We start from the raw sequence: 22,726 nt of genomic DNA, 5'->3' as shown, positions 1-22,726 counted from the left end.
GGTAGTGGACATGCGGCACCCCGACGCTCCGCACATCAGGCCCGAGGGCATCTCCCCGCACGCCCTGGGCAACGACACGCTGCTGCACGAGCTGGAGCAGCTGCACCGCACCCGGCACGAGACCTTCCTCTACGGGTCGGAGGACGCGTTGAAGCGGCACACGCTGCGGACCGGCCAGCTGGAGGCGGAGTACCTGCACCGGTTCCCGAACCGGCAGGTCACGGCCGCCCGCACCCGGGCCGGCGCGCGGGCCCGCGAGGCGGCGGCCCGGGTGGAGTCCCTGCCCGAGTGACGGTCGGTGCCGCGCCGCCCGGCGGGACACGCCGGGCGGCGGTGGCGTGCCCGGGGGCGTGCGGTCGGTCAGGGTGGAGAACCACACCCCGGGCCGCCCCGGGACCACCCGCACGGACACCTGGGAGTTCCCATGCCCATCGCAAGCGTCAACCCCGCGACCGGCGAGACCCTGGAGACCTTCGAACCGCTGGACGCCGCCGGCCTCGAACAGCGGCTGGCCCGCGCCGAGGCGGCGTACCGCGGTTACCGCACCACCTCCTTCGCGCACCGCGCCGAGCTGCTCCGCCGCGCGGCCGACCTGCTGGACGAGGAGCGCGAGGCCATCGCCCGCACGATGACCGAGGAGATGGGAAAGCCACTCACCGCGGCCCGGGCCGAGGCCGCGAAGTGCGCGAAGGCGATGCGCTGGTACGCCGAGAACTCCGAGGCCCTGCTCGCCGACGAGCACCCCGACCCGGCCGACGTCGCCGACGCGGGCGCCGCCCGCGCCTACGTCCGCTACCGCCCGATCGGCGTGGTGCTGGCCGTGATGCCGTGGAACTTCCCGTTCTGGCAGGTGGTCCGGTTCGCCGCGCCGGCCCTGATGGCGGGCAACGTGGGCCTGCTGAAGCACGCCTCGAACGTGCCGCGGACGGCCGTGGCGCTGGAGGAGCTGTTCGTGCGGGCCGGGTTCCCGGAGGGCTGCTTCCAGACCCTGCTGATCGGCTCCGGCGCGGTGGAGGGCGTGATCCGCGACCGCCGGGTCGCCGCGGTGACGCTGACCGGCAGCGAGCCGGCCGGGCGGGCGGTCGCCGCGGCGGCGGCCGACGAGGTCAAGAAGGCCGTGCTGGAGCTGGGCGGCAGCGACCCCTTCGTCGTCCTGCCCAGCGCGGACCTGGACGCCGCCGTGGCCACCGCCGTCCGGGCCCGGGCGCAGAACAACGGGCAGTCCTGCATCGCGGCCAAGCGGTTCATCGTGCACGCCGACGTGTACGAGCCGTTCACCGCCGCGTTCGCCGAGGCGATGCGGACGCTGAAGGTCGGCGACCCGATGGACGAGGACACCGAGGTCGGCCCGCTGGCCAGCCGGCAGGGCCGGGACGACCTGGAGGAGCTGGTCGAGGACGCGAAGAAGCACGGCGCCCGGGTGGAGTGCGGCGGCCGCCGCCCCGAGGGCTTCGACGCCGGCTGGTTCTACGAGCCGACGGTGATCACCGGCATCACCCCGGCCATGCGGATCCACCAGGAGGAGACCTTCGGCCCGGTCGCCACCGTCTACAAGGTCGCCGACCTGGACGAGGCGGTGGCGCTGGCCAACGACACGCCGTTCGGGCTCAGCTCCAACGTGTGGACCGACGACCCGGCCGAGCAGGAGCGCTTCGTCCGGGACATCGAGGCGGGCGGGGTCTTCTTCAACGGCATGACCGCCTCGCACCCGGCCCTGCCGTTCGGCGGAGTCAAGCGCTCGGGCTTCGGGCGGGAGCTGTCGGGGCACGGGATCAAGGAGTTCTGCAACGTGACCACGGTCTGGGTCGCGTAGCGAAGCCCTTCGGCTCCCGCGCCCCGGCCGGGCGAGGTGCCGCCCGGCCGGAGGCGGTCTCCCCCGGCCGGGTCGGACGGACCGGCCGGGTCAGGTGGCCGCCGGCCGGGTCAGGTGGCCATCCGGTGCCTGCCCTGGCCGGGCGTCGCCCAGCGCACCACCATGCCGATCAGGACGACCAGGGTGATGCCCCAGACGACGCTGAAGACGATCAGCCATGGCAGCGAGGACAGTTGGGAGCCGACCGCGCCGAGGCCGAGCGAGAGCCCGAGCAGGAAGACCACGGCCGTGGGCGAGAGGCTCAGCAGGCCGTGCCAGGCCCGGTGCGCCAGGCCCGGGTGCTTCGGCGCGTCGGGACCGGTGTCGAGTGCCTTGTAGGTCAGCAGGTCCATCTGGGATCGCCTCCGGAGGTCGGGGGGACTGCCGGTGAACAGCTCACGGGGCCTTGCGGGGAGCTGCGGACTTCCCGGTGGTGCTTCCCGGCGGAGAACGCCGGGGGCCGTGGGTCGCCCGACGGGCGCACCGCGTACGGGACCGGAGATCTCTCCCACTCTGCCCGGATTCACCCCGATCGGCCACACGGTCCCTCGGCCGCCCCGGTCACGACGACCGGCGGGACAATGGGCGGAGCGAGGAGGTGGCGTCATGGCGCGGACGCGGGCGCAGTCGCCCCCGCCGCCGGACCGGACCACGTACGCGGTGACCTACGCCGTGGCCGGGGAGCCCGGGGTGCGGCGGGCGGAGGTGACGGTGGTGCCCGGGTACTCGCAGGAGAGCGACATCCCGCGGCTGCTGGCCGCCCGCCTCACCGGCCGGCCCGCGGACGCCCGGCGGATCGTCCTGCTGGCACTGCGGGAGACCGGGCCCGCCGCTCACCGCCCGCGCCGCCGAACGGGGCACCGGCGCGTGTCCCCGGGCTGATCGGCCGCGTGTCCTGCCCAAGGCGTGTCTGACGATTCCCGCCGGGCGCGCGGCGTGGGGGCACGCCTTGGCATCGGGGGTCGACCGTGTCGCCCGGCCGCGGGTGAAGCGCTTGGCCCCCCACCAGCGTTCCCGCCGTCGTCCGCGGGCGTTCCCGTCCGGGCCGCGCACCCCGCCCGGCGCGGTGCCCGCGCACCTCGGTGAGTGGTGCGCGCGGCATCCAGGGCCCTGCTCAGGCCCGGAGCGAGGCCAGCGTGACGATGGTGATGTCGGACGGCGCGCCGACCCGGACCGGCGGGCCCCAGGCACCGGCGCCGCGGGTCACGTAGAGCTGGGTGTCCCCGTAGCGCTCCAGCCCGGCGACGGTGGGGTTGGCCAGCTCGGCGAGGTAGTTGCCGGGCCAGAGCTGGCCGCCGTGGGTGTGACCGGAGAGCTGGAGGTCGACGCCGTGCCGGACGGCGTCGTGGACGGTGACCGGCTGGTGCGAGAGCAGCACGGAGGTGCGGGACCGGTCGCGGTCGCCGAGCGCCTTGGCGAAGTCCGGACCCTCGCCCTCGGAGCGCCCGGCGAGGTCGTTGACCCCGGCCAGGTCGAAGCCGGACAGCTCGACCCGCGCGTTCTGCAGCGGGTGGACGCCGAGCTCGCGGACGAAGTCGACCCAGGGCGCGGCCCCGGAGAAGTACTCGTGGTTGCCGGTGACGAAGTACGCGCCGTCGCGCGCCCGCAGCCGCGCCAGCGGTTCGGCGGCGGGGCCGAGCTCGCGCACCGTGCCGTCGACCAGGTCGCCGACGATCGCGATCAGGTCCGGCTGCGCGCCGTTGATCGTGTCGACGATCCGCTGAGTGTGGCCGCGCCCGAGGACCGGCCCGAGGTGGATGTCGCTGACCACCGCGATCCGGTAGCCGTGCGCCCGCGCGGGCAGCTTGGCCAGCGGCACGGTGACCTGCTTCAGCCGCGGTCCGCGCAGCACCCCGTACGCGCCGTTGCCGACGACGGCCGCCGCCGCGCCGGAGGCGCCGATCGCGATCGTCCGGGCCACGAAGAGCCGGCGCTCGGGCGAGGGGGCGGCGCTTGACGGTGCGTCAGCCGCGCTCGACGCGGCCGGATCCGCCGCCGGCCGGCGCGGCAGGCGGAGCAGCAGCGGCCGGACGGCCTCGCCGACCGCGAGCGCCAGCAGCAGGTAGAGCAGGACCGCCAGCCAGAGGTACCCCGGCCAGGCCAGCCAGCGCTCGACGGACATCGGGAGCTTGCGCCCGCCGACCAGCGCACCCACCGCGAGCAGCGGCAGGACGACGGCGAGCACCGTCCCGGTCCGGCGCCACCAGCCGCCGGGGGCGGAGACGTCGCGCACCAGGCGCCGCCAGAGGTACCAGTGCGCGAGGGCCAGGACGGCGAGGACGGCGAGCAGGCCGAGCACCACGAGGACGATCATCACGCCGACAGTATGGACGGCCCGCCGGCCGGCGCACCGCCCCCGAGGGCCCGGAACGGACTGACGATGCATCAGATTTGAGCTTTCCGCCGGCCCGCTCCACCCCCTCTGACCTGGTACTTTGTGTCCGCTGAGCGAACAATTCCCAGTGCCTTGTTCCGATACTCGTAGGTAGAAGTTAGGTTGCACCGCATTGCGCGGGTCCGTCCCCCACCCTCCGGCGTACGAGCCGAGGGTCAGCCGCGCTGGAAAGGCAACAGGGCACCCTCACATGAGTGCGGAAACCACCACCCCGGCCGCGAAGCCGCCGGTCGACGCCGCGACCCGGCACGACCACGGCCACGGCGCCGACGGCCACCTGAAGGCCGGGCTCAAGAACCGCCACCTGTCGATGATCGCGATCGGCGGCGTGATCGGCGCCGGCCTCTTCGTCGGCTCCGGCGCCGGCATCGCCTCGACCGGCCCCGGCATCCTGCTCTCCTACACGCTGGCCGGTGTGCTGGTCGTCCTGGTGATGCGGATGCTCGGCGAGATGGCGGCGGCCGACCCGCAGAGCGGCTCGTTCTCCGCGTACGCGGACCGGGCGCTCGGCCGCTGGGCCGGCTTCACCATCGGCTGGCTGTACTGGTTCTTCTGGGTCGTGGTGCTGGCCGTCGAGGCCACCGCCGGTGCGAAGATCCTCAACAACTGGGTGCCCGGCGTGCCGCAGTGGGGCTGGGCACTGATCGTCATGGCGGTGCTGACCGCCACCAACCTGTTCTCGGTCGCCTCCTACGGCGAGTTCGAGTTCTGGTTCGCCGGGATCAAGGTGGTGGCGATCGCCGCCTTCCTGGTGATCGGCACCCTGGCCGCGTTCGGGCTGCTGCCCGGCACCCACGCGGTCGGCACCACGAACCTGGTCGGCCACGGCGGCTTCCTGCCGCACGGCGTGGGGGCGGTCTTCACCGGCATGCTCACCGTCGTCTTCGCCTTCATGGGCAGCGAGATCGTCACCCTGGCCGCCGGCGAGTCCGAGGACCCGGAGAAGGCGGTCAGCAAGGCCACCAACAGCGTGATCTGGCGCATCGGCGTGTTCTACCTGGGCTCGATCCTCCTCGTGGTCACCCTGCTGCCGTGGGACTCCGAGGCGGTCAAGTCCAGCCCGTACGTCGCCGTGCTGGAGCACGTCGGCATCCCGGGCGCCGGCCAGGTGATGGACGTGATCGTCCTGACGGCCGTGCTCTCCTGCCTCAACTCCGGGATGTACACCGCCTCCCGGATGGCCTTCTCGCTGGGCCGGCGCGGCGACGCCCCCAAGGCCTTCGCCACGGTGACCCGCACCGGCGTGCCGCGGGTCGCGATCCTCGCCTCGGTGGTGTTCGGCTTCATCGCCGTCTTCTTCAACTACACCTCCCCCGACACCGTCTTCTCCTTCCTGCTCAACTCCTCCGGCGCGGTGGCGCTCTTCGTCTGGCTGGTGATCTGCTTCTCCCAGCTGCGGATGCGGAAGATCATCGAGCGCGAGACGCCGGAGCGCCTGACCGTCCGGATGTGGCTGTACCCCTACCTCACCTGGACCGCGATCGGCATGATCGGCTTCGTGATGGCGTACATGTTCACCGACGCCGACGGGCGGAAGCAGATGTACCTGTCGCTGGTCGCCGCGGCGATCGTGGTGGCGGCCTCGGCCGTGGTGGGCCGACGGCGGCGGGCCGCGGCGGTGGAACCGGCTGCCTGATCCGGACCACACCGCCCGTGAACGCCGGGCCCGGGAGCCGTTGCGGAGGCTCCCGGGCCCGGTGGCGTTCTCCGGCCCCTGAGCGCCGGCCCTCGGCGGACCGCCGCGGGACGGGTATGACCCGCCGACGGCCTGCCCCTACGCTGTCCCCCTATGCGAGATCTTGTGGCGGGGATGGGTTACCTGGCCAAGGGCCAGAAGTGGGTGGGGCGGCACGGCCGCTGGTGGGCGTTCGGGATGATCCCCGCGCTGATCACCCTGATCGGGTACGCGGTGGCGCTGGTCCTCCTCGGCGGCTGGTCCGAGGACCTCGCCGCCTGGGCCACCCCGTTCGCCGACCACTGGGGCTCGCCCTGGCAGGGCCTGCTGCGCGGTGCGCTCGCGTTGATCGTCTTCGGCGGCGGGCTGCTGATCTCGCTGATCACCTTCACCGCGGTCACCCTGCTGGTCGGCCAGCCGTTCTACGAGTCGCTCTGCGAGAAGGTCGACGAGACCGAGGGCGGCGCACCCACCCCGCCGGACGTGCCGCTCTGGCGCGAACTGGTGGTCGCCGCCCGGGACAGCCTCTACGTCCTGGTGCGGGTGGCCGGCTTCGGCATCCTGCTGTTCGCCCTCGGGTTCATCCCGGTGGTCGGGCAGACGCTGGTGCCGGTGGCCGGGTTCATGGTGTCCGGCTTCTTCCTGTCGGTCGAGCTGACCGCGGTGGCGCTGCAGCGGCGCGGGGTGCCGCAGCGCGAGCGGATCCGACTGCTGCGCGGGCGGCTGGGGCTCTCGCTCGGGTTCGGCGTGCCGCTGATCCTGGCCTTCCTGATCCCGCTGGTGACCGTCCTCGCGATGCCCGGCGCGGTGGCCGGGGCGACGCTGCTGGCCCGCGACCTGGTCCCGGTCGAGGCGCAGCCGGCCGACGAGGACGACGAGGACGACGAGGAGCGGCGGCCGGAGGGCGTGTCCGCCCCGGAGATCCCGGGCGCACCGGGCGCACCGGGCGCACCGGGTGTGCCGGGTGCGCCGCACTACGCCGACCAGCGGCCGGTGGCCGGCAACCCGTACGCGGCGGGCGGGTACGCGGAGCATCCGTACGCGGCGGGCCCGCGCCCGGAGAACCCGTCCACCGAGCACCGGTACGGCGAGAACCCGTACGCCCGGAACCCCTCCGCCGAGAACCCGTACCGGAGCAGCTGAACGGGTGATCGGCCGGTCACCCTGCGCGCACCCGCGGCCGGTCCGGGTGTGAAGCCGCCCACACGGCCTTCGCCGTCTACTGCCGTGGATAGTGGCAAGCCGTGCGCGGAGGCCGCGCCCGCCGCCCCCGGGGCCGACCCGGCACCGGCCGGGCCCGAGCCGGACGCGCGCGGCGGCCCGGAAGAACGCAGGCCGAGCGGCCGTTCGGACCGATCGTTCGTCGACGGTGCGACCGGTTCACCTGCCGTTTGAACAAAAGGGACATATAGGACAGAAGCGCCCGGCTCCGGCCGGGCGCTTCGCCATTTCGGCCCTTTTATCCACTACTGCCCGTAGTAGCGGGCGTCTTTGCCGCCCGTCGCGCGCTCTGCCAAGAATGGCCCGTCGCCAGGCAGCGCGGACCGGTCCCGGCCGCCGCGCATCCCGCCCGCCCCGCCTCACCGCCGGGGTGCCATGGCCGTCCCGGACGGCATTGCGGGCCCCCTAGCTCACCCGAGCCCTGCCCGCGTGCCGGATGCCCCGCGTCCCGACACGGCCCCGACGGAGAAGGATCGTCCGCTTCATGCAGCTCAGCCACGCCCGCCGCAACTCGCTGATCACCGGTATCACCACCCTCGTGGTGGCGAGCGCGGCCACCGCCGCCCTCGCTCTCCCGCAGGCCGGCGGCAACGCCGCCGAGGTCGCCGCCCCGGTGGCCGGGGTCGCCGGTGTCGCCGGTGTCTCCGTGGACGGGCAGCCGGTCGCCGACCAGGCTCCGGCGCCGGCCGCCCCGGCCCCGCAGGCCGACGCCGCTGCCGCCGCCCAGGCGCAGGCCCAGGCTGACGCCGCCGCTGCCGCCGCCGCGCAGGCCCAGGCCGCCGCCCAGGCGCAGGCCGAGGCCGAGGCGAAGGCCCAGGCGGAGGCCAAGGCCAAGGCCGACGCGGCGGCCGCCGCCTCCCGTTCGCAGGAGCGGCCCGCCCTGAAGGCCAAGCCGTCCTACTCCGGCAGCCCGCGCGAGATCGCCGCCCAGATCGTCCCGGCCGGCCAGCTCCAGTGCTTCAGCAACATCGTGTCCCACGAGAGCAGCTGGAACCCGCTCGCCGTCAACGCCTCCTCCGGCGCGTACGGCCTGGTCCAGGCCCTCCCCGGCTCCAAGATGGCCTCGGCCGGCGCCGACTGGCGCACCAACCCGGCCACCCAGATCAAGTGGGGCCTGAACTACATGAACACCCGCTACGGCAGCCCCTGCGGCGCCTGGGCGTTCTGGCAGGCCCACCACTGGTACTGAGCCGGCCCGGCGACCACGCCGACCGGCAGCACCACCGACCCCGCGCGGAGCTCCTCCGCGCGGGGTCTTCGGCTCTCACCGGGCCGCCCAGGGTGCCCCCGTGCGGGGCCGCAGGGCGTGCCGCAGCAGCGGGAGGTAGCTGCGGGCGATTTCATCGGCCGGGAGCGACGCCAGCGGTTCGAGGCGCAGGACGTGACGCGCCATGATCAGGCCGGCCAGCTGGGAGGCGAACTCGCAGGCCCGCCGCCGGGCGTCCTGGCCGCCGATCCGGGCGGCGATCCGGTCGATCATCTCGCGCTGGAGCACCTCGTTCACCAGGACGGCGAGCGCCGGGTCCTGGGCGGCGCCGCCGAGCATGGCGCGCAGCGGCGTGGCGTTCTCCGGCTCGGCCCAGATGGTCAGGACCTGGGCGAGCACCCGGTCGGGCAGGGTGTCGACGTCCCCTTCGAGGACGAGCGCGAGCTGTTCGGCGGGGTTGCTGGCCAGCGCGAGGGCGGCACCGAACAGGCCCTTCTTGGAGCCGAAGTAGTAGCTGACCAGGGCGAGGTCCACGCCGGCGTCGGCGGCGACCGAGCGCAGCGTGACCGCCCGGTAGCCCTCGGCCAGGAAGCGCCGGCGGGCGACGTCGAGGATCTGGGCGCGGGTGTCGGGGCTGCCGGTCCGCCGGCCGCGGCGCGGCGATTTATTCATCACGGTTGAAATCCTATCGGCGGCGCGCCCACCCTGGCCGCATCGCGCCGCCCCCCGTCCGAGCGACCGGGGCCGGCGCCCGGACGCCAGGGAGAGAAGGACACCGCCATGACCGCCACCGAGCCACGGGCCACCGCCGCCCGGACCACGGACGCCGCCGCCCCCGACGGGCCGCCCGTCCGCCACCAGCTGGTGCTGCTGGTCACCTGCCTCGCGCTGGCCACCGTGGTCGCCGCGATGGCCTCGCTGAACGTGGCGCTGCCGGACCTCGCCCGGGAGACGCACGGCAGCCAGACCCAGCTGTCCTGGATCATCGACGTCTACAGCCTGGTGTTCGCGGCGCTGCTGCTGCCGGCGGGGGCGCTGGGCGACCGGTTCGGCCGCCGCCGCGCGCTGGTGGTCGGCCTCACCCTGTTCGGCGGCGGGTCCGGGCTGGCCGCGCTGACCACCGACCCGACGACGCTGATCGCCCTGCGCGGCCTGCTCGGGGTGGGCGCGGCGCTGGTCATGCCGGCCACCCTCTCCACCATCACCGGCACGTTCCCGCGCGCCCAGCGGACCAGGGCCGTCAGCGTCTGGGCCGCGGTGGCGGGCGCCGGCGCGGTGGTCGGCCTGCTCGCCTCGGGGACGCTGCTGGAGTTCTGGTCCTGGCGCGCGGTGTTCCTGCTGAACGTGTTGCTCGCGGTGGCCGCACTGGCCGGGACGCTGCTGTTCGTGCCCGAGTCCGCCGATCCGGACGCCCCGCGGCTGGACGTCGGCGGCGCGCTGCTGGCCACGGCCGGTCTGGGCGCGCTGGTCTACTCGGTGATCGAGGCGCCGACCCGCGGCTGGGCGGAGCCGGTCACCCTCGGCGGGATCGCGGCCGGGCTGGCCCTGCTGGCCGGCTTCGTGGTGTGGGAGCTGCGCCGCAGCCACCCCCTGCTGGACCCGCGACTGTTCCGCAACCGGCGGTTCGCGGCCGGCACGCTGTCGATCCTCTGCCAGTTCTTCGCCTTCTTCGGCTACATCTTCGTGATCATGCAGTACCTGCAGCTGGTCCGCGGCGACACCGCCTTCGTGGCGGCGGTGAGCGTGCTGCCGATGGCCGTCACGATGGTGCCGTGCTCCCGGCTCACCCCGAGGCTGGTCGAGCGGTTCGGCGCCCGGGGCCCGTGGGTGCTCGGGCTGGTGCTGATCGCCGGCGCGATGGCCGCGCTCGGCGGGCTCGACGCCGACAGCCCGTACTGGCGGCTCGCCGCCGCCCTGCTGCTGCTCGGCGCCGGAGCGGGGCTGGCGATGACGCCCGCCACCACCGCCATCACGGACGCGCTGCCCCGCTCCCTGCAGAACGTCGGCTCGGCGATGAACGACCTCTCCCGGGAGCTCGGCGGCGCCCTCGGCATCGCCGTCCTCGGCAGCCTGCTCAGCGCGGGCTACCGCGGCCACCTCGACGTCACCGGCCTGCCCCCGCGGGCCGCCGAGGCCGCCCGCTCCTCGCTGGCCGCCGCCGCCCGGATCGGCGGCCCGGTCGGCGAGCACGCCCGGACGGCGTTCGTGGACGGCATGCGCCTCACCCTGCTCACCGGGGCGGGCGTGGCCGCGCTGGCCGCCGTCGCGGTGGCGCTCCTGCTGCGCCGCCCGGGCGCCGTGACGGCGCGCGGTTGAGCCCGCGTGGCGGTTGAGCCCGCGTGGCGGCGGGCGGTTGAGCCGGGTGGCCGGGCTTCGGCCCGGCCGCCCGGGCCGTTCCGGGGCGGTGACGTGGACGCGTCCGGTACGCCGCGTGAAGATCTGGCGCACACCCGTACGATTTGACGGGTATTGCTCATAATTACGGACTGTCAGACCTTTGCCACCTCCCGCATCCGCTCCTACGCTCCGGCCTCATGCCCTCACCTCTGATCAGCGTCGTACTCCCCGCCTACGACCAGCAGAAACAGCTCCCGGAGTGCCTGGACTCGCTGCTCGCCCAGTCCTTCCGCGACTTCGAGGTCATCGTGGTCGCGGACCGCTCCCCCGACACCCCGGCCGGCGTCGCCGAGGCCTACGCGGCCCGGCACCCGCGGGTCTCGGTGCTGCACCTGGACGCCGCCGTCGGCGTGGGCGTCAGCCGCAACGCCGGCGCGGCCCGGGCCTCCGGCGAGTACCTGCTGTTCCTGGACGCCGACCACCTGATGCCCCGGGACGGCCTGCAGTCGCTCGCCGACCGGCTCGCCCAGACCGGGCCGGTGGACGTGCTGCTGTTCGGGCACACCCGGCGGCACGGCGGCCGGGACTGGCCCGGTGACGCGGAGGCGCTGCTCGCCGAGGCCGGTCCCGAGGTGTTCGGGCCGACCGCCCGCCCCGAGCTGCTCGGCGCCCCCGCACTGGCCTGGGACCGGCTGCTGCGCCGCGCGCACTGGCGCGAGCGGGCCCTGGCCTTCCCCGACGGCCGGTACGAGGAGATCCCGACGGTCCACGAGGCGATGCTGACCGCCCGGCGGATCGCCGTCCTGCCGCGCGCCTGCGTCCAGCTGCGCCGCCGGGAGACCGTCCACCCGACCGGCTCTCCCGGCAGCAGCCGGTTCGACATCTTCGAGCAGTACGAGCGGAGCTTCGCGGTGCTGGACGAACTGGCGGCACGGGAGCCCGAGCTGGAGGCCGTCCGGGACGCGCTGTTCACCCGGATGGTGCGGCACTACCTGTTCACGTTCGACCTCGCCGGGTGCGTGTCGCGCGCCGAGCGCCCGCAGTTCTTCCACCGCGCCGCCGAGCACCACCGCCGCTACCAGCCGGCCGGGCACCGGCGGCCGGGCGGCCGCGAGGGCGTGAAGTTCTCGCTGCTCGCCGGCGGCGCCTACCCGGCGTTCGAGATGGCCAAGCTCTCGCACATCGCGAAGGGCACGCTCACCGGATCGGCCCGGCGCAAGGCGTCCTGACCGTCGGACGGCGTGGGCCGTGCCGCCGCCGGCGGCACGGCCCACGCGGCGGCGATCCGGCGGGCGGTCCAGGCCCACGCCCCGGCGGACCGCACCGGCAGGACGTCCGTCCAGCGCGGCAGGGTGGAGCCGCGCGGCCGCGGCATGCCCTCGGGGCGGGCGATCAGCCACAGCGGCCCGTGGGCGGTAGGGGCCCGTCAGGGACGGCGGCCCGTCGGCGACAGCGGCCCGGGCCGGCCGACACGCCCCCGGGGGTGGTCCGTACCGTGAGCGGCCGCGGGCTGCGATGATCGGCGGCGGTACGCCAGCGATCCACCCCCGGGAGGACCACCGTGAGCCGACCGTCCGCCGCCCCCGGTGCCGACCTCGCCCGGGAGCTGGCCGCCACGCTGCGCGGCGACGTCCGCTTCGGCGCCGCCGAGCGCACCGTCTACAGCCACGACGCCTCCAACTACCGTCACCTGCCGCTCGGCGTGGTCAAGCCCGCCGACCTGGACGACGTGCGCACCGCGCTCGCGCTCTGCCGGCAGTACCGGGTGCCGGTGGTCCCGCGCGGGGCCGGGACCAGCATCGGCGGGCAGGCGATCGGGCCGGGCGCCGTCGTGATCGACTTCCGCCGCCACCTGGGAGCGGTGCTCGGCGTGGACCCGGAGCGCCGCACCGCCCGGGTCGAGCCGGGCGCCGTACTGGACGACCTGCAGCGGGCCGCCCGCCCGTACGGGCTGCGGTTCGGACCCGACCCGTCCACGCACAGCCGGTGCACCCTCGGCGGCATGATCGGCAACGACTCCTGCGGTGCGCACTCGGTGGCCTGGGGGCGCACCGCCGACAACGTCGAGTCGCTCGACCTGCTGCTCGCCGACGGCACCGAGCTGACCGTCGGCGGTCCGCTCGGACCCGCCGAACGCGCGGCCCTCCCCGGCCTGCCCGGCCCGGTGGGCCGGCTCCACCGCGACCTCCAGGCGTTCACCGACCGACACCTCGCCCTGATCCGCCAGGGCATGCCGGACCTGCCGCGCCGGACCTCCGGCTACCCGCTGGACGCGCTGCTGCCCGAACGCGGTCACGACCTCGCCCGGGCGCTGACCGGCACCGAGGGCACCTGCGCGCTGCTGCTCGGAGCGACCGTCCGGCTGGTCGAGGAGCCGCCCGCCCGCGCCCTGGTGGTGGCCGGCTACCCCGACGAGACCGCCGCCGCCGACGCCGTGCCCGCGCTGCTGCCGCTGCGCCCGCTGACCGTCGAGGGCATGGCCGCCGACCTGATCGAGGCCCTGCTCGCCGCCGGTCCGCGCCCGCCCGCCCTGGACCGGCTGCCCGCGGGCGCCTGCTGGCTCTTCCTGGAGGTCGGCGGCGCCACCCCGCTGGAGGCCTACCAGGCCGCCCGCGGGCTCGCGGACGCGGTGCGCCGCGAGCGCTCGGCCGCCGTCGCCCTGGTCACCGACCCGGCCGAGCGGCGCCAGCTCTGGGGGGTGCGCGAGGCCGGCGCCGGGATCGTCACCCGGCTGCCCGACGGCGGCGAGGCCTGGCCCGGCTGGGAGGACTCGGCCGTCCCGCCGGAGCGCCTCGGCGACTACCTGCGCGACCTGCGGGCCCTGCTGCGCCGGCACAGCCTGCGCGGCGTCCCGTACGGGCACTTCGGCGAGGGCTGTGTGCACCTGCGGATCGACTTCCCGCTGACCGAGCCCCAAGGGGTCCTGGTGTTCCGGGAGTTCATGGAGCAGGCGGCCGATCTCGCGGTGTCCTACGGGGGTTCGCTGTCCGGCGAGCACGGCGACGGGCAGGCCAGGTCCGAGCTGCTCCCCCGCATGTACCGGCCCCAAATCATCGGGCTCTTCGGCGAGTTCAAGCGGATCTGGGATCCGGAGAACCTGCTCAACCCGGGCGCCCTGGTCGACCCGCGCCCGCTCGACGCCGACCTGCGGTTCGCCGGGCCGCTGCGCGAACTCCCGCTCGCCCTGCCGTACGAGCGGGACGACGGCAGTCTGGCCAAGGCGGTCCGCCGCTGCGTCGGCGTGGCCAAGTGCGTGGACCCGAACACCGGGGTCATGTGCCCGAGTTACATGGCCACCGGCGAGGAGCGGCACTCGACCCGGGGCCGGGCCCGGCTGCTCGCCGAGATGCTGCGCGGCGTGGGGGCACCTCCCGGGGTACCGGCCGGGGGAGCGATCCCGGACGGCTGGCGCTCACCGGAGGTCCGGGAGGCCCTGGACCTCTGCCTCGCCTGCAAGGGCTGCGCGAGCGACTGCCCGGTCCACGTCGACATGGCCACCTACAAGACCGAGTTCCTCCACCAGCACTACCGGCACCGGCCGCGGCCGGTGGCCCACTACTCGATGGGCTGGCTGCCGCTCTGGCTGCGGGCCGTCGCCCTCGCCCCCGGCGCGGCCAACCTGCTCGCCCGGTCGCCGGCCGCCGGCCCGCTGAAACGGCTCGGCGGGGTGGACCCGCGGCGGGTCGTCCCGGTCTTCCCGCCCGAGACCTTCACCCGCTGGTACCGCCGCCACCGCGCCGCGCACCCGGCCCCCGCGGACGCGCGCCCGGTCCTGCTCTGGCCGGACACCTTCTCCGAGCACCTCCAGCCGAACGTCCTGCGCGCCGCCGTCGAGGTGCTGGAACACCTGGGCTTCGACGTCCGGCTGCCGGCCGGCCCGGTCTGCTGCGGCCTGACCTGGTACTCCACCGGCCAACTCGGCACCGCCCGCCGGGTGATGCGGCGCAGCCTGCGCGCACTGGCCGCCGCCGGGCTGCCGGAGGACACCCCGGTGGTCGGCATGGACCCGAGCTGCACCGCCACCCTGCGCGAGGACCTCCCCCGGCTGCTCGGCCCCGACGGCCGTCCGCTCGCCGAACGCACCCGCACCTTCGCCGAGTTCGTCGACGAGTACGCGCCGGACGCCCCGCTCCCGCAGCTCCCCGTGGACGCCGTCACCCAGACCCACTGCCACCAGCACGCCGTCCTCGGCACCGCCGCCGACCGACGGGTGGAGGCCCGGCTCGGCGTGCGGAACCGGGTGCTCGACTCCGGCTGCTGCGGCCTGGCCGGCAACTTCGGCTTCGAGCGGGGCCACTTCGAGGTCTCCCGGGCGATCGCCGAGCGCGTCCTCCTCCCGGAGGTCCGGGCCGCCGGCCAGGACACCGTCATCCTCGCCGACGGCTTCAGCTGCCGCACCCAGATCTCCCACCTCGCCGAGGGCCGCCAGGCCGTCCACCTCGCCGAACTGATCCAGCGGGCCCTGCGCCAACAGCCGTGACCGCCCGCTCCGCGCCGCCCGAAAAGCCGATCGGCAGCGTGGTCGACGGTCTTTTCCTCAGGGAACCCGTGGAGTTGAATGACCGTCACCACGATCGGGGCACATCCACTGAGGTTCTGGGGGTTGCGGGGATGCTGGTGGAGGGACTCACCGCGCTGGCGGCGGCCGGAGGTGCGGGAATCGTCCAGGCCGCGGGGACGGACGTCTGGGCCGGGCTCCGGGAACGGGTCGCCCGGCTACTGGGCCGGGGACGGCCGGAGACCGAACGGGTCGCGCTGGAGCGCCTCGACCGGACGCGCGAGGCCCTGGAAACCGCCGCGCCCGGCCGGCTGGCCGAGGTGTCCGAGCGGCAGGCCGCCTCCTGGCAGACCCGGCTGGAGGACTTCCTCGATGACCTCGCGCCGACGGAGCAAGCGCAGGCCGCCGAACAGCTCCGGACCCTGCTCGACGAGGCCGCGGCCACCCGGGCGACGGCGGCCGTCCGCGCCGAGAACAGCGGCGTGACCGCCGGCGGGTCCATCAGCAACCACGGCGGCGCCATCGGCCGCGACTTCCGCGGTCCCGTCACCATCGGCACCCCGGACCACCCTACGTCGCCGGGGGCGGCCCCGCGCTGACCGCTCCCGGGGAAGAACCCGACCCCGCCGCCCCGGCCGGCGGCGTGTCCAGCAGGCGCGATCTCGTCAACTCGGGCGGTGTGGTGGCTCAGACCATCCGCGACGTCCACGTCCACGCCCACCGCCCCGTCAGCCCGCCGGCGGACGGCCGGCCGGTCCGGATCGGCACCGTCCCCGCTCTCGCCGACTGCTTCCGCCACCGGCCTGCCGTCGACGGCGCGCTCGCCCTCCCCGGCGTGCCCGGAACCCTCCCGTCGGTGGTGCTCAGCGGTCCGGCCGGCACCGGGAAGACCCAGACGGCCGCGCACCATGTCCGACTGGCCCTGCGCACCGGCGCGGTCGACGTGGTGGTGTGGGCCGACGCGGGCAGCGGCGCGTCCATCCGGCAGGCCTACGCCCTGGCCGCCGAACACCTCGGCCTCGGCGCCGGACCGGCGGCCGCCGATCACCTGCTCGCCTGGCTCGACACCACCGACCGGCGCTGGCTGATCGTGCTCGACGGCTTGGCCGACCCCGGCGATCTGCCCGGGGTCTGGCCCGCCCCGAGCACCACCGGCCGGCTCGTGGTCACCACCCGCCGGACGGAACGAAGCCTGCGGACCAGCCGGCGCCGGGTCGTCCGGGTGACGGCCTTCACCCCCGAGGAGGCTGCCCGCTATCTGGCCGACCGCCTGGCTGTGCACGATCTCACCCTGCCCTCAGCGGAGTTGGACGAGCTCGCGGCACAGGCCGGCTGGCTTCCCGCCGCGCTGGCGGGCGTGGCCACCCGGATCATCGTCGACCCCGGCCTCGCGCCCCGCGCCGGCCGAGGAACCGTCCGCCCGGGGTGGTTCGGTGACTGCGAGGTGTGCCGGCCGCCGGTCGACGGCGCCACCGTCTCCCTCGTCCACGCCCCCGAGGACGCGCTCTGGGCACGTTGGGTGGAGGCCGTACTGCGCCGCGCGGGCCTGCACGTCCTCCCAGAGGCGGCCGACCGGACGGTGGTCCTGCTCTCCCCCGCCCTGCTGCGGGAGCACGGAAGCCCGCGCGAGCACGGCTGCGAGCGCGGCCGCGAGCCTGGTCGCGCACCCACGGCCGCTCCCGGGCGGGAGGTGACCGCCCGGGTCGAACCGGTGACCGTCGAGGGCCAGGTGCTCGACCTGGTCGGCCTCGGGCCCGAGCAGGCCGCGGAGGCCCTGCTCGGGGCGCTGGGCGGCCCTGTCCGGACACCCGATCTGGCCGGACTGCGCTACCCAGGCTCCGTCCCCGCCCACTTCAAGCTCCCGCCCCGCCACCCCTCCTTCACCGGCCGCCAGGCGGTGCTGGAACACCTGCACCGGCAGCTCGGCGCCGGCGTGGCCGCCGTCCTGCCGACCTCGCAGACGCTCTACGGGCTCGGCGGGATCGGGAAGACCCAGCTCGCCCTGGAGTACGCCCACCGCTACCGAGCCGAGTACGACCTGGTCTGGTGGATCGATGCCGAGCAGAACGAGTCGGTGGCACTCGCCCTCGCCGGGCTCGCCCACCGGCTCGGGCTACCGGTCGGCGACTCGGTCGCGGAGGCCGCTGAGGCGGCCCGCGAGGCGCTGGGCCGTGGCAACCCGACCACGCGCTGGCTGCTGGTCTTCGACAACGCCGACGAGCCCGCCAGCCTCCGGCCGTACTTCCCCGACGGACCCGGCCGCGTCCTGGTCACTTCCCGCAATCTCGGCTGGACCCGAGCCGCCAACGCACTCGCGGTCGACGTCTTCACCCGCCGGGAGAGCATCGAACACCTGCGCCGCCGGGTCCGCGGGCTCACGGCCCAGGACGCGGACGCGGTGGCCGAGGCGCTCGGCGACCTTCCGCTGGCCGTCGAGGTCGCCGCCGCCTGGCTCGACGCCACCGCGATGCCGGTCGCCGTCTACCTCGCGAGGCTGGCACACGCGCTGTCCGCCGAGGGCGCCTTCGACTACCCCCGCTCCGTAGCCGCCACCTGGGGCGTCTCGATCGACCGGCTGCGCGTCGAGTCCCCAGCCGCCGCACGGCTGTTGCAGCTCTGCGCCTACTTCGCTCCCGAGCTGGTCGCGCGAGGCCTGCTCTACGGCAACGAGATGGTCGAGGCGCTGGCGGAATTCGACCCCACGGTGACCGACGCCTTCACGGTCGCCGCCGCCGTCCGCGCCCTCGGCCGCTACTCGCTCGCCCGGGTGGATACCGAGGCGGGCGGTCTCCAAGTGCACCGGCTGGTCCAGGCCGTGGTCCGGGCCGAGATGACCGAGGACGAGCGGAAGGTCGCCGTCCACCGGGTGCACCGTATCCTCACGGGCGCCCGGCCCGTCCTCGGCGGCATCGACGACCCGGCCAACTGGCCCGCCTTCGACGCGATCTGGCCGCACCTCTCGCCGTCCAAGGCGCACGACTGCGACGAGGCCGACACCCGGCAGCTGCTCATCGACCGCGTCCGCTACCTGTGGAAGCGCGGCGAGCTGGAGCGCGCCCGCGACCTCGCCCACGCCCTCGACGACGAGTGGACCAGGAAGCTCGGCGAGGACGACCGGCAGACCCTGCTGCTGCGCTTCCAGCTCGCCAACGTGCTGCGCTCGCAGGGCAACTACGCCGAGGCGCTGGCCCTGGACGAGGCCACCCTGGAGCGCCAGCGCGCCCTGCTCGGCGAGCACCACCCGGACACCCTGGTGACCGCCAGCTCGCTGGGCGCCGACCTGCGGGCCCTCGGCCGGTTCCACGAGGCGCTCGACCTCGACCGCGAAACCCTCGGCCGGTTCCGCGAGTTGCTCGGCGACGACCACCCGCGCACGCTTGCCCTGGCCAACAACCTGGCGATCGACCACCGGCTGGTCGGCGACAGCGAGGCAGCCCGCGACCTCGACCGCGAGACCTTGGAGCGGCGCACCGCCGTGCTCGGCCCGCGCCACCCGTACACCCTCTCCAGCAAGATGTGCCTCGCCCGTGACCTGCGGGAACTCGGCGACCATCACGGCTCGGTGGAGCTCCTGCAGAACGCCGCGGACGCCCTGGACGGCCTCGACCCGGACCTGCCGGAGAACCTGCGCAACGCCACCCTGCTCGGGGCCGCGCTGCGCCGGGCCGGCCGCCCGGCCGAAGCCCGCCGGATCACCGCGGACACCTACCGGCGGTGGGTGGACCGGTACGACGCCGACGCGCCCGATGTGCTGGTCTGCGCCCTCAGCCTGGCCGCGGACCTCAGCGCCGCCGGCGAACACCGGACCGCCCATGACACGACCGCCCGCGCCCACCGCGCGTACCGGCGGACATTCGGCGACGCACACCCGTTCACCCTGGCCTGCGCCGGCAACCTCGCCGTCTATCTGCGCCGCGCCGGAGACTCCGCCGCGGCCGCCCGCGACGGCCGTGCGACCGTGGCCGCCCTGACCCGGACGGTCGGGCGGGCGCACCCCTTCACCCTGCACGCGACCGTCAACCTCGCCAACGCGCTGGCCGACGAGGGGCGTTACGCCGAAGCCGAACAACTCCACCGCGGAGTCCTCGACGACCTCACCTCGCGCTACGGCCCGGACCACCCCGACGCCCTCGCCTGCGCCGCCGACCTGGCGCTCGCCCTGCTCCGGACCGGAGGCGACCCGACCGCCACCGAACGGCACCGCCGGGCCGTCGGCGACCTCGCCCGGTGCCTCGGCGACGACCACCCGGACACCGTGGCGGCCCGCACGCTCCGCCTCCTCGACCGCGAGCTGGAGACCCAGCCGATCTGAGCGGGGCGCGTGCGGCCGGCCGAGGCGGCGCTCCGGACGATCCGCTGACAGTGGACGCGAGGGACCGTCACAATGACGCCATGACGCTCACCACCGCCGAGGCGGACAAGATCCTCGCCGACAACTTCGCGCCCTGGGTGCAGGCCCTCGGCCTGACGGTGGCCGAGACCGGCCCGCGCCACGCGGTGCTGCGGCTGCCCTGGTCCGACCGGCTGGCCCGGGAGGGCGGCGGGATGTCCGGCCAGGCGCTGATGGCGGCGGCCGACACCGCGAGCGTCATCGCGGTGTCGGCGGCGCTCGGCGGGTTCGGGCCGATGACCACCGTCCAGCAGTCCACCAGCTTCCAGCGGGCGGTCACCGGCCGGGACGTCCTGGTGCACGCCCGGGTGACCAAGCTCGGCCGGCGGATGGCCTTCCTCGACATCACGCTGACCGCCGAGGGCGACGACGAGCCCGCCGCCCACGCCACCACGGTCTACGCGCTGGCCGGCTGAGCGCCCCGGAGGCACGGCGAACCGGGCGGCGAAGGCGATCGCCGCCCGGCAGGCGCACCCGGAAGCGGCCGGGACCCCGGTCCCGGGTCCGCGGCGGGGTCTCAGGTCCGCAGCGGCGGCTCCACCTCCGTCGACCTCGGGCTCTCCTCCGCGCAGACCGCGGTGACGAACTCCGCCAGCCGGGCCTGCGGCAGTCCGCGCGCGATGTCCGCCTCGCTGATCATCCCGACGAGCTCGTGCTCCGGGTGGTTGATCACCGGCAGCCGGCGCACCTGGTACTGCTCCATCATCCGCAGCACCTGCTCGGCGTCCTCGTCCGCCTCCACCGTCATCGGGCGACCCTCGGCGAGTTCGCCGGCCGTCACCTGCGCCGGGTCGCGGCCCTCGGCCACGCACTTCAGCACGATGTCACGGTCGGTGATGATGCCGAGCAGCCTGTTCCGCTCGCCGCAGATCGGCAGCGCCCCGACATGGCGTTCCTTCATGATCCGGGCCGCGGCGGCGATGGTCTCGTGCTCGCGGATGCACTCCGCGCCCGGGTGCATGATGTCGCTGGCTCTGGTCATGATCGGCCTCCTGACGTGCCTGCCACTCCCGCTCACTCCATCGTGGTCCGGCGCCGGGGCCACCGCCACCGGGCCCGTCACCCCTGCTCGGCCGACGCCTCCCCGATTCCGTCCCGGGCCTCGTCCGGGGAGCCCGCGCGGTCCGTGCCGTCCACCGGCGGGTCCAGCGGCGAGTGCTCCAACAGCTCCTCCAACGGCGGCAGTTCGAGCTGCTCCACCGCGGGAAGTTTGTGTGGCTCCGCCGCCCCCGGGCCGGCCTCCGTCACGGCCTCCTCCGGCCGGACCGACTGCCGTTGCGCCTCCGCCGCGCTGTCCAGGAACCGCAGCAGCTCGACCGGGAACGGCAGCACCAGCGTCGAGTTCTTCTCCGCCGCCACCTCCACCACGGTCTGCAGCAGCCGCAGTTGGAGCGCCGCCGGGGTCGCGCTCATCACCGACGCCGCCTCCGACAGCCGCGCCGAGGCCTGGTACTCGCCGTCCGCCGTGATGATCCGCGCCCGTCGCTCCCGCTCGGCCTCCGCCTGCCGGGACATCGAGCGCTTCATCGACTCCGGCAGCGCGACGTCCTTGATCTCCACCCGGTCGATCTCGATGCCCCAGCTGAGCGCCGGGCTGTCGATCATCAACTCCAGGCCCTGGTTGATCGGTTCGCGGTTGGCCAGCAGGTCGTCCAGCTCGCTCTTGCCGATGATCGACCGCAGCGAGGTCTGCGCGACCTGCGAGATCGCGAAGTTGTAGTCCTGGACGTTGACGGTGGCCTTCACCGGGTCCAGCACCCGGAAGTAGACCACCGCGTCCACCCGCACGGTCACGTTGTCCCGGGTGATGCCCTCCTGCGCGGGGATCGGCATCGTCACGATCTGCACGTTCACCTTGCGCAACCGGTCCGCCACCGGCACCAGCATCACCAGCCCCGGATCCCGCACCTCGTCGCGCACCTTGCCGAACCGGAACACCACTCCGCGCTGGAACTGCTGGACCACCCGGACACTGGCCGCCCCCACCACGGCCGCCAGGATCAGCACCCCGACGATGACCCCCAGCACCACATCGACGACCATCACGGCCTCCTCGCGCAGCAGCGAGTCCCGGCCGTCGCCGACCCGGCCCGACCGGGGGCCGCCGGAGCACTGGTTCCACGCTACGCCTGCGGGCGCGCCGCCGGAACGCGTCGTTCCCCGGCCCGAGCAGCGCGGCGAGGCGGGAGGACGGACGACGGGGCTTCCGGGCCGGAGTCCAGACGGGACTTTGGGCGGGAGCCCAGACGGGACTCCGGGCGGGATTCCGAGGGCGGGCCCTAGGATCGTGACCATGCCCGACCCCGTCGACCACGGCCCGGCCGCCGATCCCGACGACCCGCGCCACCCCGCCGCGGCCGCCGCCCGGGCGGACGGGCTCGCCGCGCTCGACCGGGTGGTCACCGGCTGCCGCGCCTGCCCGCGCCTGGTCGAGTGGCGCGAGGAGACCGCCCGCACCAAGCGCCGCGCCTACCTGGACTGGGACTACTGGGGCCGCCCCGTCCCGGGCTTCGGGCCGCCGGACGCCCCGCTCGTCCTGGTCGGCCTCGCCCCCGCCGCCCACGGTGCCAACCGCACCGGGCGGATCTTCACCGGCGACCCCTCCGGCGACCTCCTCTACGCCGCCCTGTACCGGCTCGGGCTGGCCAACCGCCCCGAATCCGTCCGGCACGGCGACGGCCTGCACCTGCACGGCGTCCGGATCACCGACCCGGTCCGCTGTGCGCCGCCGGACAACCGGCCGACCACCGCCGAGCGCGACACCTGCCGTCCCTGGATCGTCCGCGAGCTGGAGCTGCTGCGGCCCACCGTCCGGACCGTCGTCGCGCTCGGCGGGTTCGCCTGGCAGGCGCTGCTGCCCGCCATCGGGGCCGCCGGCTGGCGGCTGCCCCGGCCCCGGCCCGGATTCGGCCACGGCGCCCACGTCACCCTGCCGGCCACCGACGGCGGGCCGCCGCTGGAGCTGTACGGCTGCTACCACGTCAGCCCGCGCAACACGAACACCGGCCGGCTGACCACCGCGATGCTGCGCGACCTGCTGCGGACCGCCGCCCGCTCGGCCGGGCTCACGCCCACCGAGGACTGAGCGGGGACCGGACGAAGGGCTGCGGCGCGGGGAAGGAACGAGGGCCGAGCCGGGACCGAACGAGGG

The 22,726-nt window shown here is 75.0% G+C and carries 18 protein-coding genes; 13 read left to right on the top strand and 5 right to left on the bottom strand.

Annotated features, from left to right (window positions below; all coding sequences use genetic code 11):
- The first annotated feature begins 10 nt into the window (after window positions 1-10).
- Together ACFVHB_RS27775 and ACFVHB_RS27770 are read left to right on the top strand one after the other, a co-directional pair.
- A complete protein-coding gene (locus ACFVHB_RS27775; protein ID WP_380327672.1) occupies window positions 11-292 on the top strand; it encodes a DUF6158 family protein in 282 nt (93 codons plus the stop codon).
- Window positions 293-424: 132 nt separating this feature from the next.
- Complete coding sequence (locus tag ACFVHB_RS27770) at window positions 425-1,813, top strand: NADP-dependent succinic semialdehyde dehydrogenase (RefSeq protein WP_380327670.1); 1,389 nt, start codon at window positions 425-427, stop codon at window positions 1,811-1,813.
- Window positions 1,814-1,923: 110 nt separating this feature from the next.
- On the opposite strand, the gene ACFVHB_RS27765 is transcribed toward ACFVHB_RS27770, so the two are convergent.
- The gene (locus ACFVHB_RS27765; RefSeq protein WP_380327668.1) at window positions 1,924-2,205 is read right to left on the bottom strand and encodes a hypothetical protein; all 282 of its coding nucleotides are present in this window, start codon (window positions 2,203-2,205) and stop codon (window positions 1,924-1,926) included.
- Between the two features lie 253 nt (window positions 2,206-2,458).
- Between ACFVHB_RS27765 and ACFVHB_RS27760 the strand changes: the two genes are divergently transcribed.
- On the top strand, window positions 2,459-2,734 hold the full coding sequence (locus tag ACFVHB_RS27760; protein ID WP_380327666.1) for a hypothetical protein: 276 nt from the start codon (window positions 2,459-2,461) through the stop codon (window positions 2,732-2,734).
- A gap of 232 nt (window positions 2,735-2,966) precedes the next feature.
- Here the strand turns inward: ACFVHB_RS27760 and ACFVHB_RS27755 are convergent, their stop codons facing one another.
- A complete protein-coding gene (locus tag ACFVHB_RS27755) occupies window positions 2,967-4,166 on the bottom strand; it encodes a metallophosphoesterase (protein WP_380327709.1) in 1,200 nt (399 codons plus the stop codon).
- Between the two features lie 271 nt (window positions 4,167-4,437).
- On the opposite strand from ACFVHB_RS27755, the gene ACFVHB_RS27750 reads away from it, so the two are divergent.
- The 3 genes from ACFVHB_RS27750 to ACFVHB_RS27740 all read left to right on the top strand — a co-directional run bounded on the left by ACFVHB_RS27750 (window position 4,438) and on the right by ACFVHB_RS27740 (window position 8,332).
- The gene (locus ACFVHB_RS27750; RefSeq protein WP_380327664.1) at window positions 4,438-5,883 is read left to right on the top strand and encodes an amino acid permease; all 1,446 of its coding nucleotides are present in this window, start codon (window positions 4,438-4,440) and stop codon (window positions 5,881-5,883) included.
- Window positions 5,884-6,036: 153 nt separating this feature from the next.
- Window positions 6,037-7,065, top strand: a complete 1,029-nt coding sequence (locus ACFVHB_RS27745; protein WP_380327662.1) for an EI24 domain-containing protein — start codon at window positions 6,037-6,039, stop codon at window positions 7,063-7,065.
- 562 nt (window positions 7,066-7,627) lie between these two features.
- Window positions 7,628-8,332: a transglycosylase SLT domain-containing protein gene (locus ACFVHB_RS27740; protein ID WP_380327660.1), complete on the top strand. Its 705-nt coding sequence runs from the start codon at window positions 7,628-7,630 to the stop codon at window positions 8,330-8,332.
- A gap of 75 nt (window positions 8,333-8,407) precedes the next feature.
- Here ACFVHB_RS27740 and ACFVHB_RS27735 read toward each other — a convergent pair whose 3' ends face one another.
- Window positions 8,408-9,022, bottom strand: coding sequence for a TetR family transcriptional regulator (locus ACFVHB_RS27735; protein ID WP_380327658.1), 615 nt, complete (start codon window positions 9,020-9,022; stop codon window positions 8,408-8,410).
- A gap of 108 nt (window positions 9,023-9,130) precedes the next feature.
- On the opposite strand from ACFVHB_RS27735, the gene ACFVHB_RS27730 reads away from it, so the two are divergent.
- From ACFVHB_RS27730 to ACFVHB_RS27705, 6 genes are all read left to right on the top strand, one after another.
- Window positions 9,131-10,666, top strand: a complete 1,536-nt coding sequence (locus tag ACFVHB_RS27730; RefSeq protein ID WP_380327656.1) for an MFS transporter — start codon at window positions 9,131-9,133, stop codon at window positions 10,664-10,666.
- A 218-nt stretch (window positions 10,667-10,884) separates the two neighbouring features.
- Complete coding sequence (locus ACFVHB_RS27725) at window positions 10,885-11,916, top strand: glycosyltransferase family 2 protein (protein ID WP_380327654.1); 1,032 nt, start codon at window positions 10,885-10,887, stop codon at window positions 11,914-11,916.
- Between the two features lie 332 nt (window positions 11,917-12,248).
- Window positions 12,249-15,167 (top strand): FAD-binding and (Fe-S)-binding domain-containing protein, encoded by a 2,919-nt coding sequence (locus ACFVHB_RS27720; protein ID WP_380327652.1) that lies wholly within the window; start codon window positions 12,249-12,251, stop codon window positions 15,165-15,167.
- Window positions 15,168-15,298: 131 nt separating this feature from the next.
- The gene (locus tag ACFVHB_RS27715; RefSeq protein WP_380327650.1) at window positions 15,299-15,784 is read left to right on the top strand and encodes a hypothetical protein; all 486 of its coding nucleotides are present in this window, start codon (window positions 15,299-15,301) and stop codon (window positions 15,782-15,784) included.
- Between the two features lie 80 nt (window positions 15,785-15,864).
- Window positions 15,865-19,497, top strand: a complete 3,633-nt coding sequence (gene fxsT, locus ACFVHB_RS27710) for an FxSxx-COOH system tetratricopeptide repeat protein (RefSeq protein WP_380327648.1) — start codon at window positions 15,865-15,867, stop codon at window positions 19,495-19,497.
- 80 nt (window positions 19,498-19,577) lie between these two features.
- Window positions 19,578-19,991 (top strand): PaaI family thioesterase, encoded by a 414-nt coding sequence (locus ACFVHB_RS27705; RefSeq protein WP_380327646.1) that lies wholly within the window; start codon window positions 19,578-19,580, stop codon window positions 19,989-19,991.
- A gap of 101 nt (window positions 19,992-20,092) precedes the next feature.
- Here the strand turns inward: ACFVHB_RS27705 and ACFVHB_RS27700 are convergent, their stop codons facing one another.
- Together ACFVHB_RS27700 and ACFVHB_RS27695 are read right to left on the bottom strand one after the other, a co-directional pair.
- Window positions 20,093-20,557 carry a CBS domain-containing protein gene (locus tag ACFVHB_RS27700; protein WP_380327644.1) on the bottom strand — a complete coding sequence of 155 codons (465 nt, stop codon included), beginning with the start codon at window positions 20,555-20,557 and terminating at the stop codon, window positions 20,093-20,095.
- Between the two features lie 77 nt (window positions 20,558-20,634).
- A complete protein-coding gene (locus ACFVHB_RS27695; protein WP_380327642.1) occupies window positions 20,635-21,618 on the bottom strand; it encodes a slipin family protein in 984 nt (327 codons plus the stop codon).
- Between the two features lie 250 nt (window positions 21,619-21,868).
- Here ACFVHB_RS27695 and ACFVHB_RS27690 point away from each other — a divergent pair, with 250 nt between their 5' ends.
- Complete coding sequence (locus ACFVHB_RS27690) at window positions 21,869-22,660, top strand: uracil-DNA glycosylase (RefSeq protein WP_380327640.1); 792 nt, start codon at window positions 21,869-21,871, stop codon at window positions 22,658-22,660.
- Window positions 22,661-22,726 lie beyond the last annotated feature (66 nt).

The sequence above is a fragment of the Kitasatospora sp. NPDC127111 genome, from assembly GCF_042677465.1.
In the GTDB taxonomy this organism is placed as follows: Bacteria; Actinomycetota; Actinomycetes; order Streptomycetales; family Streptomycetaceae; genus Kitasatospora.
The sequence above is the reverse complement of the archived record's forward strand: the minus strand, read 5'-3'. Positions and strand labels throughout refer to the sequence as shown.

Coding starts and splice junctions, on each gene's coding strand:
- ACFVHB_RS27755 (WP_380327709.1), bottom strand. CDS start 4,166: ATGATCGTCCTCGTGGTGCTCGGCCTGCTCGCCGTCCTCGCCGTCCTG.
- ACFVHB_RS27770 (WP_380327670.1), top strand. CDS start 425: ATGCCCATCGCAAGCGTCAACCCCGCGACCGGCGAGACCCTGGAGACC.
- ACFVHB_RS27735 (WP_380327658.1), bottom strand. CDS start 9,022: ATGAATAAATCGCCGCGCCGCGGCCGGCGGACCGGCAGCCCCGACACC.
- ACFVHB_RS27690 (WP_380327640.1), top strand. CDS start 21,869: ATGCCCGACCCCGTCGACCACGGCCCGGCCGCCGATCCCGACGACCCG.
- ACFVHB_RS27750 (WP_380327664.1), top strand. CDS start 4,438: ATGAGTGCGGAAACCACCACCCCGGCCGCGAAGCCGCCGGTCGACGCC.
- ACFVHB_RS27730 (WP_380327656.1), top strand. CDS start 9,131: ATGACCGCCACCGAGCCACGGGCCACCGCCGCCCGGACCACGGACGCC.
- ACFVHB_RS27725 (WP_380327654.1), top strand. CDS start 10,885: ATGCCCTCACCTCTGATCAGCGTCGTACTCCCCGCCTACGACCAGCAG.
- ACFVHB_RS27775 (WP_380327672.1), top strand. CDS start 11: ATGCGGCACCCCGACGCTCCGCACATCAGGCCCGAGGGCATCTCCCCG.
- ACFVHB_RS27715 (WP_380327650.1), top strand. CDS start 15,299: ATGCTGGTGGAGGGACTCACCGCGCTGGCGGCGGCCGGAGGTGCGGGA.
- ACFVHB_RS27740 (WP_380327660.1), top strand. CDS start 7,628: ATGCAGCTCAGCCACGCCCGCCGCAACTCGCTGATCACCGGTATCACC.
- ACFVHB_RS27760 (WP_380327666.1), top strand. CDS start 2,459: ATGGCGCGGACGCGGGCGCAGTCGCCCCCGCCGCCGGACCGGACCACG.
- ACFVHB_RS27695 (WP_380327642.1), bottom strand. CDS start 21,618: ATGGTCGTCGATGTGGTGCTGGGGGTCATCGTCGGGGTGCTGATCCTG.
- ACFVHB_RS27745 (WP_380327662.1), top strand. CDS start 6,037: ATGCGAGATCTTGTGGCGGGGATGGGTTACCTGGCCAAGGGCCAGAAG.
- ACFVHB_RS27700 (WP_380327644.1), bottom strand. CDS start 20,557: ATGACCAGAGCCAGCGACATCATGCACCCGGGCGCGGAGTGCATCCGC.
- ACFVHB_RS27705 (WP_380327646.1), top strand. CDS start 19,578: ATGACGCTCACCACCGCCGAGGCGGACAAGATCCTCGCCGACAACTTC.
- ACFVHB_RS27765 (WP_380327668.1), bottom strand. CDS start 2,205: ATGGACCTGCTGACCTACAAGGCACTCGACACCGGTCCCGACGCGCCG.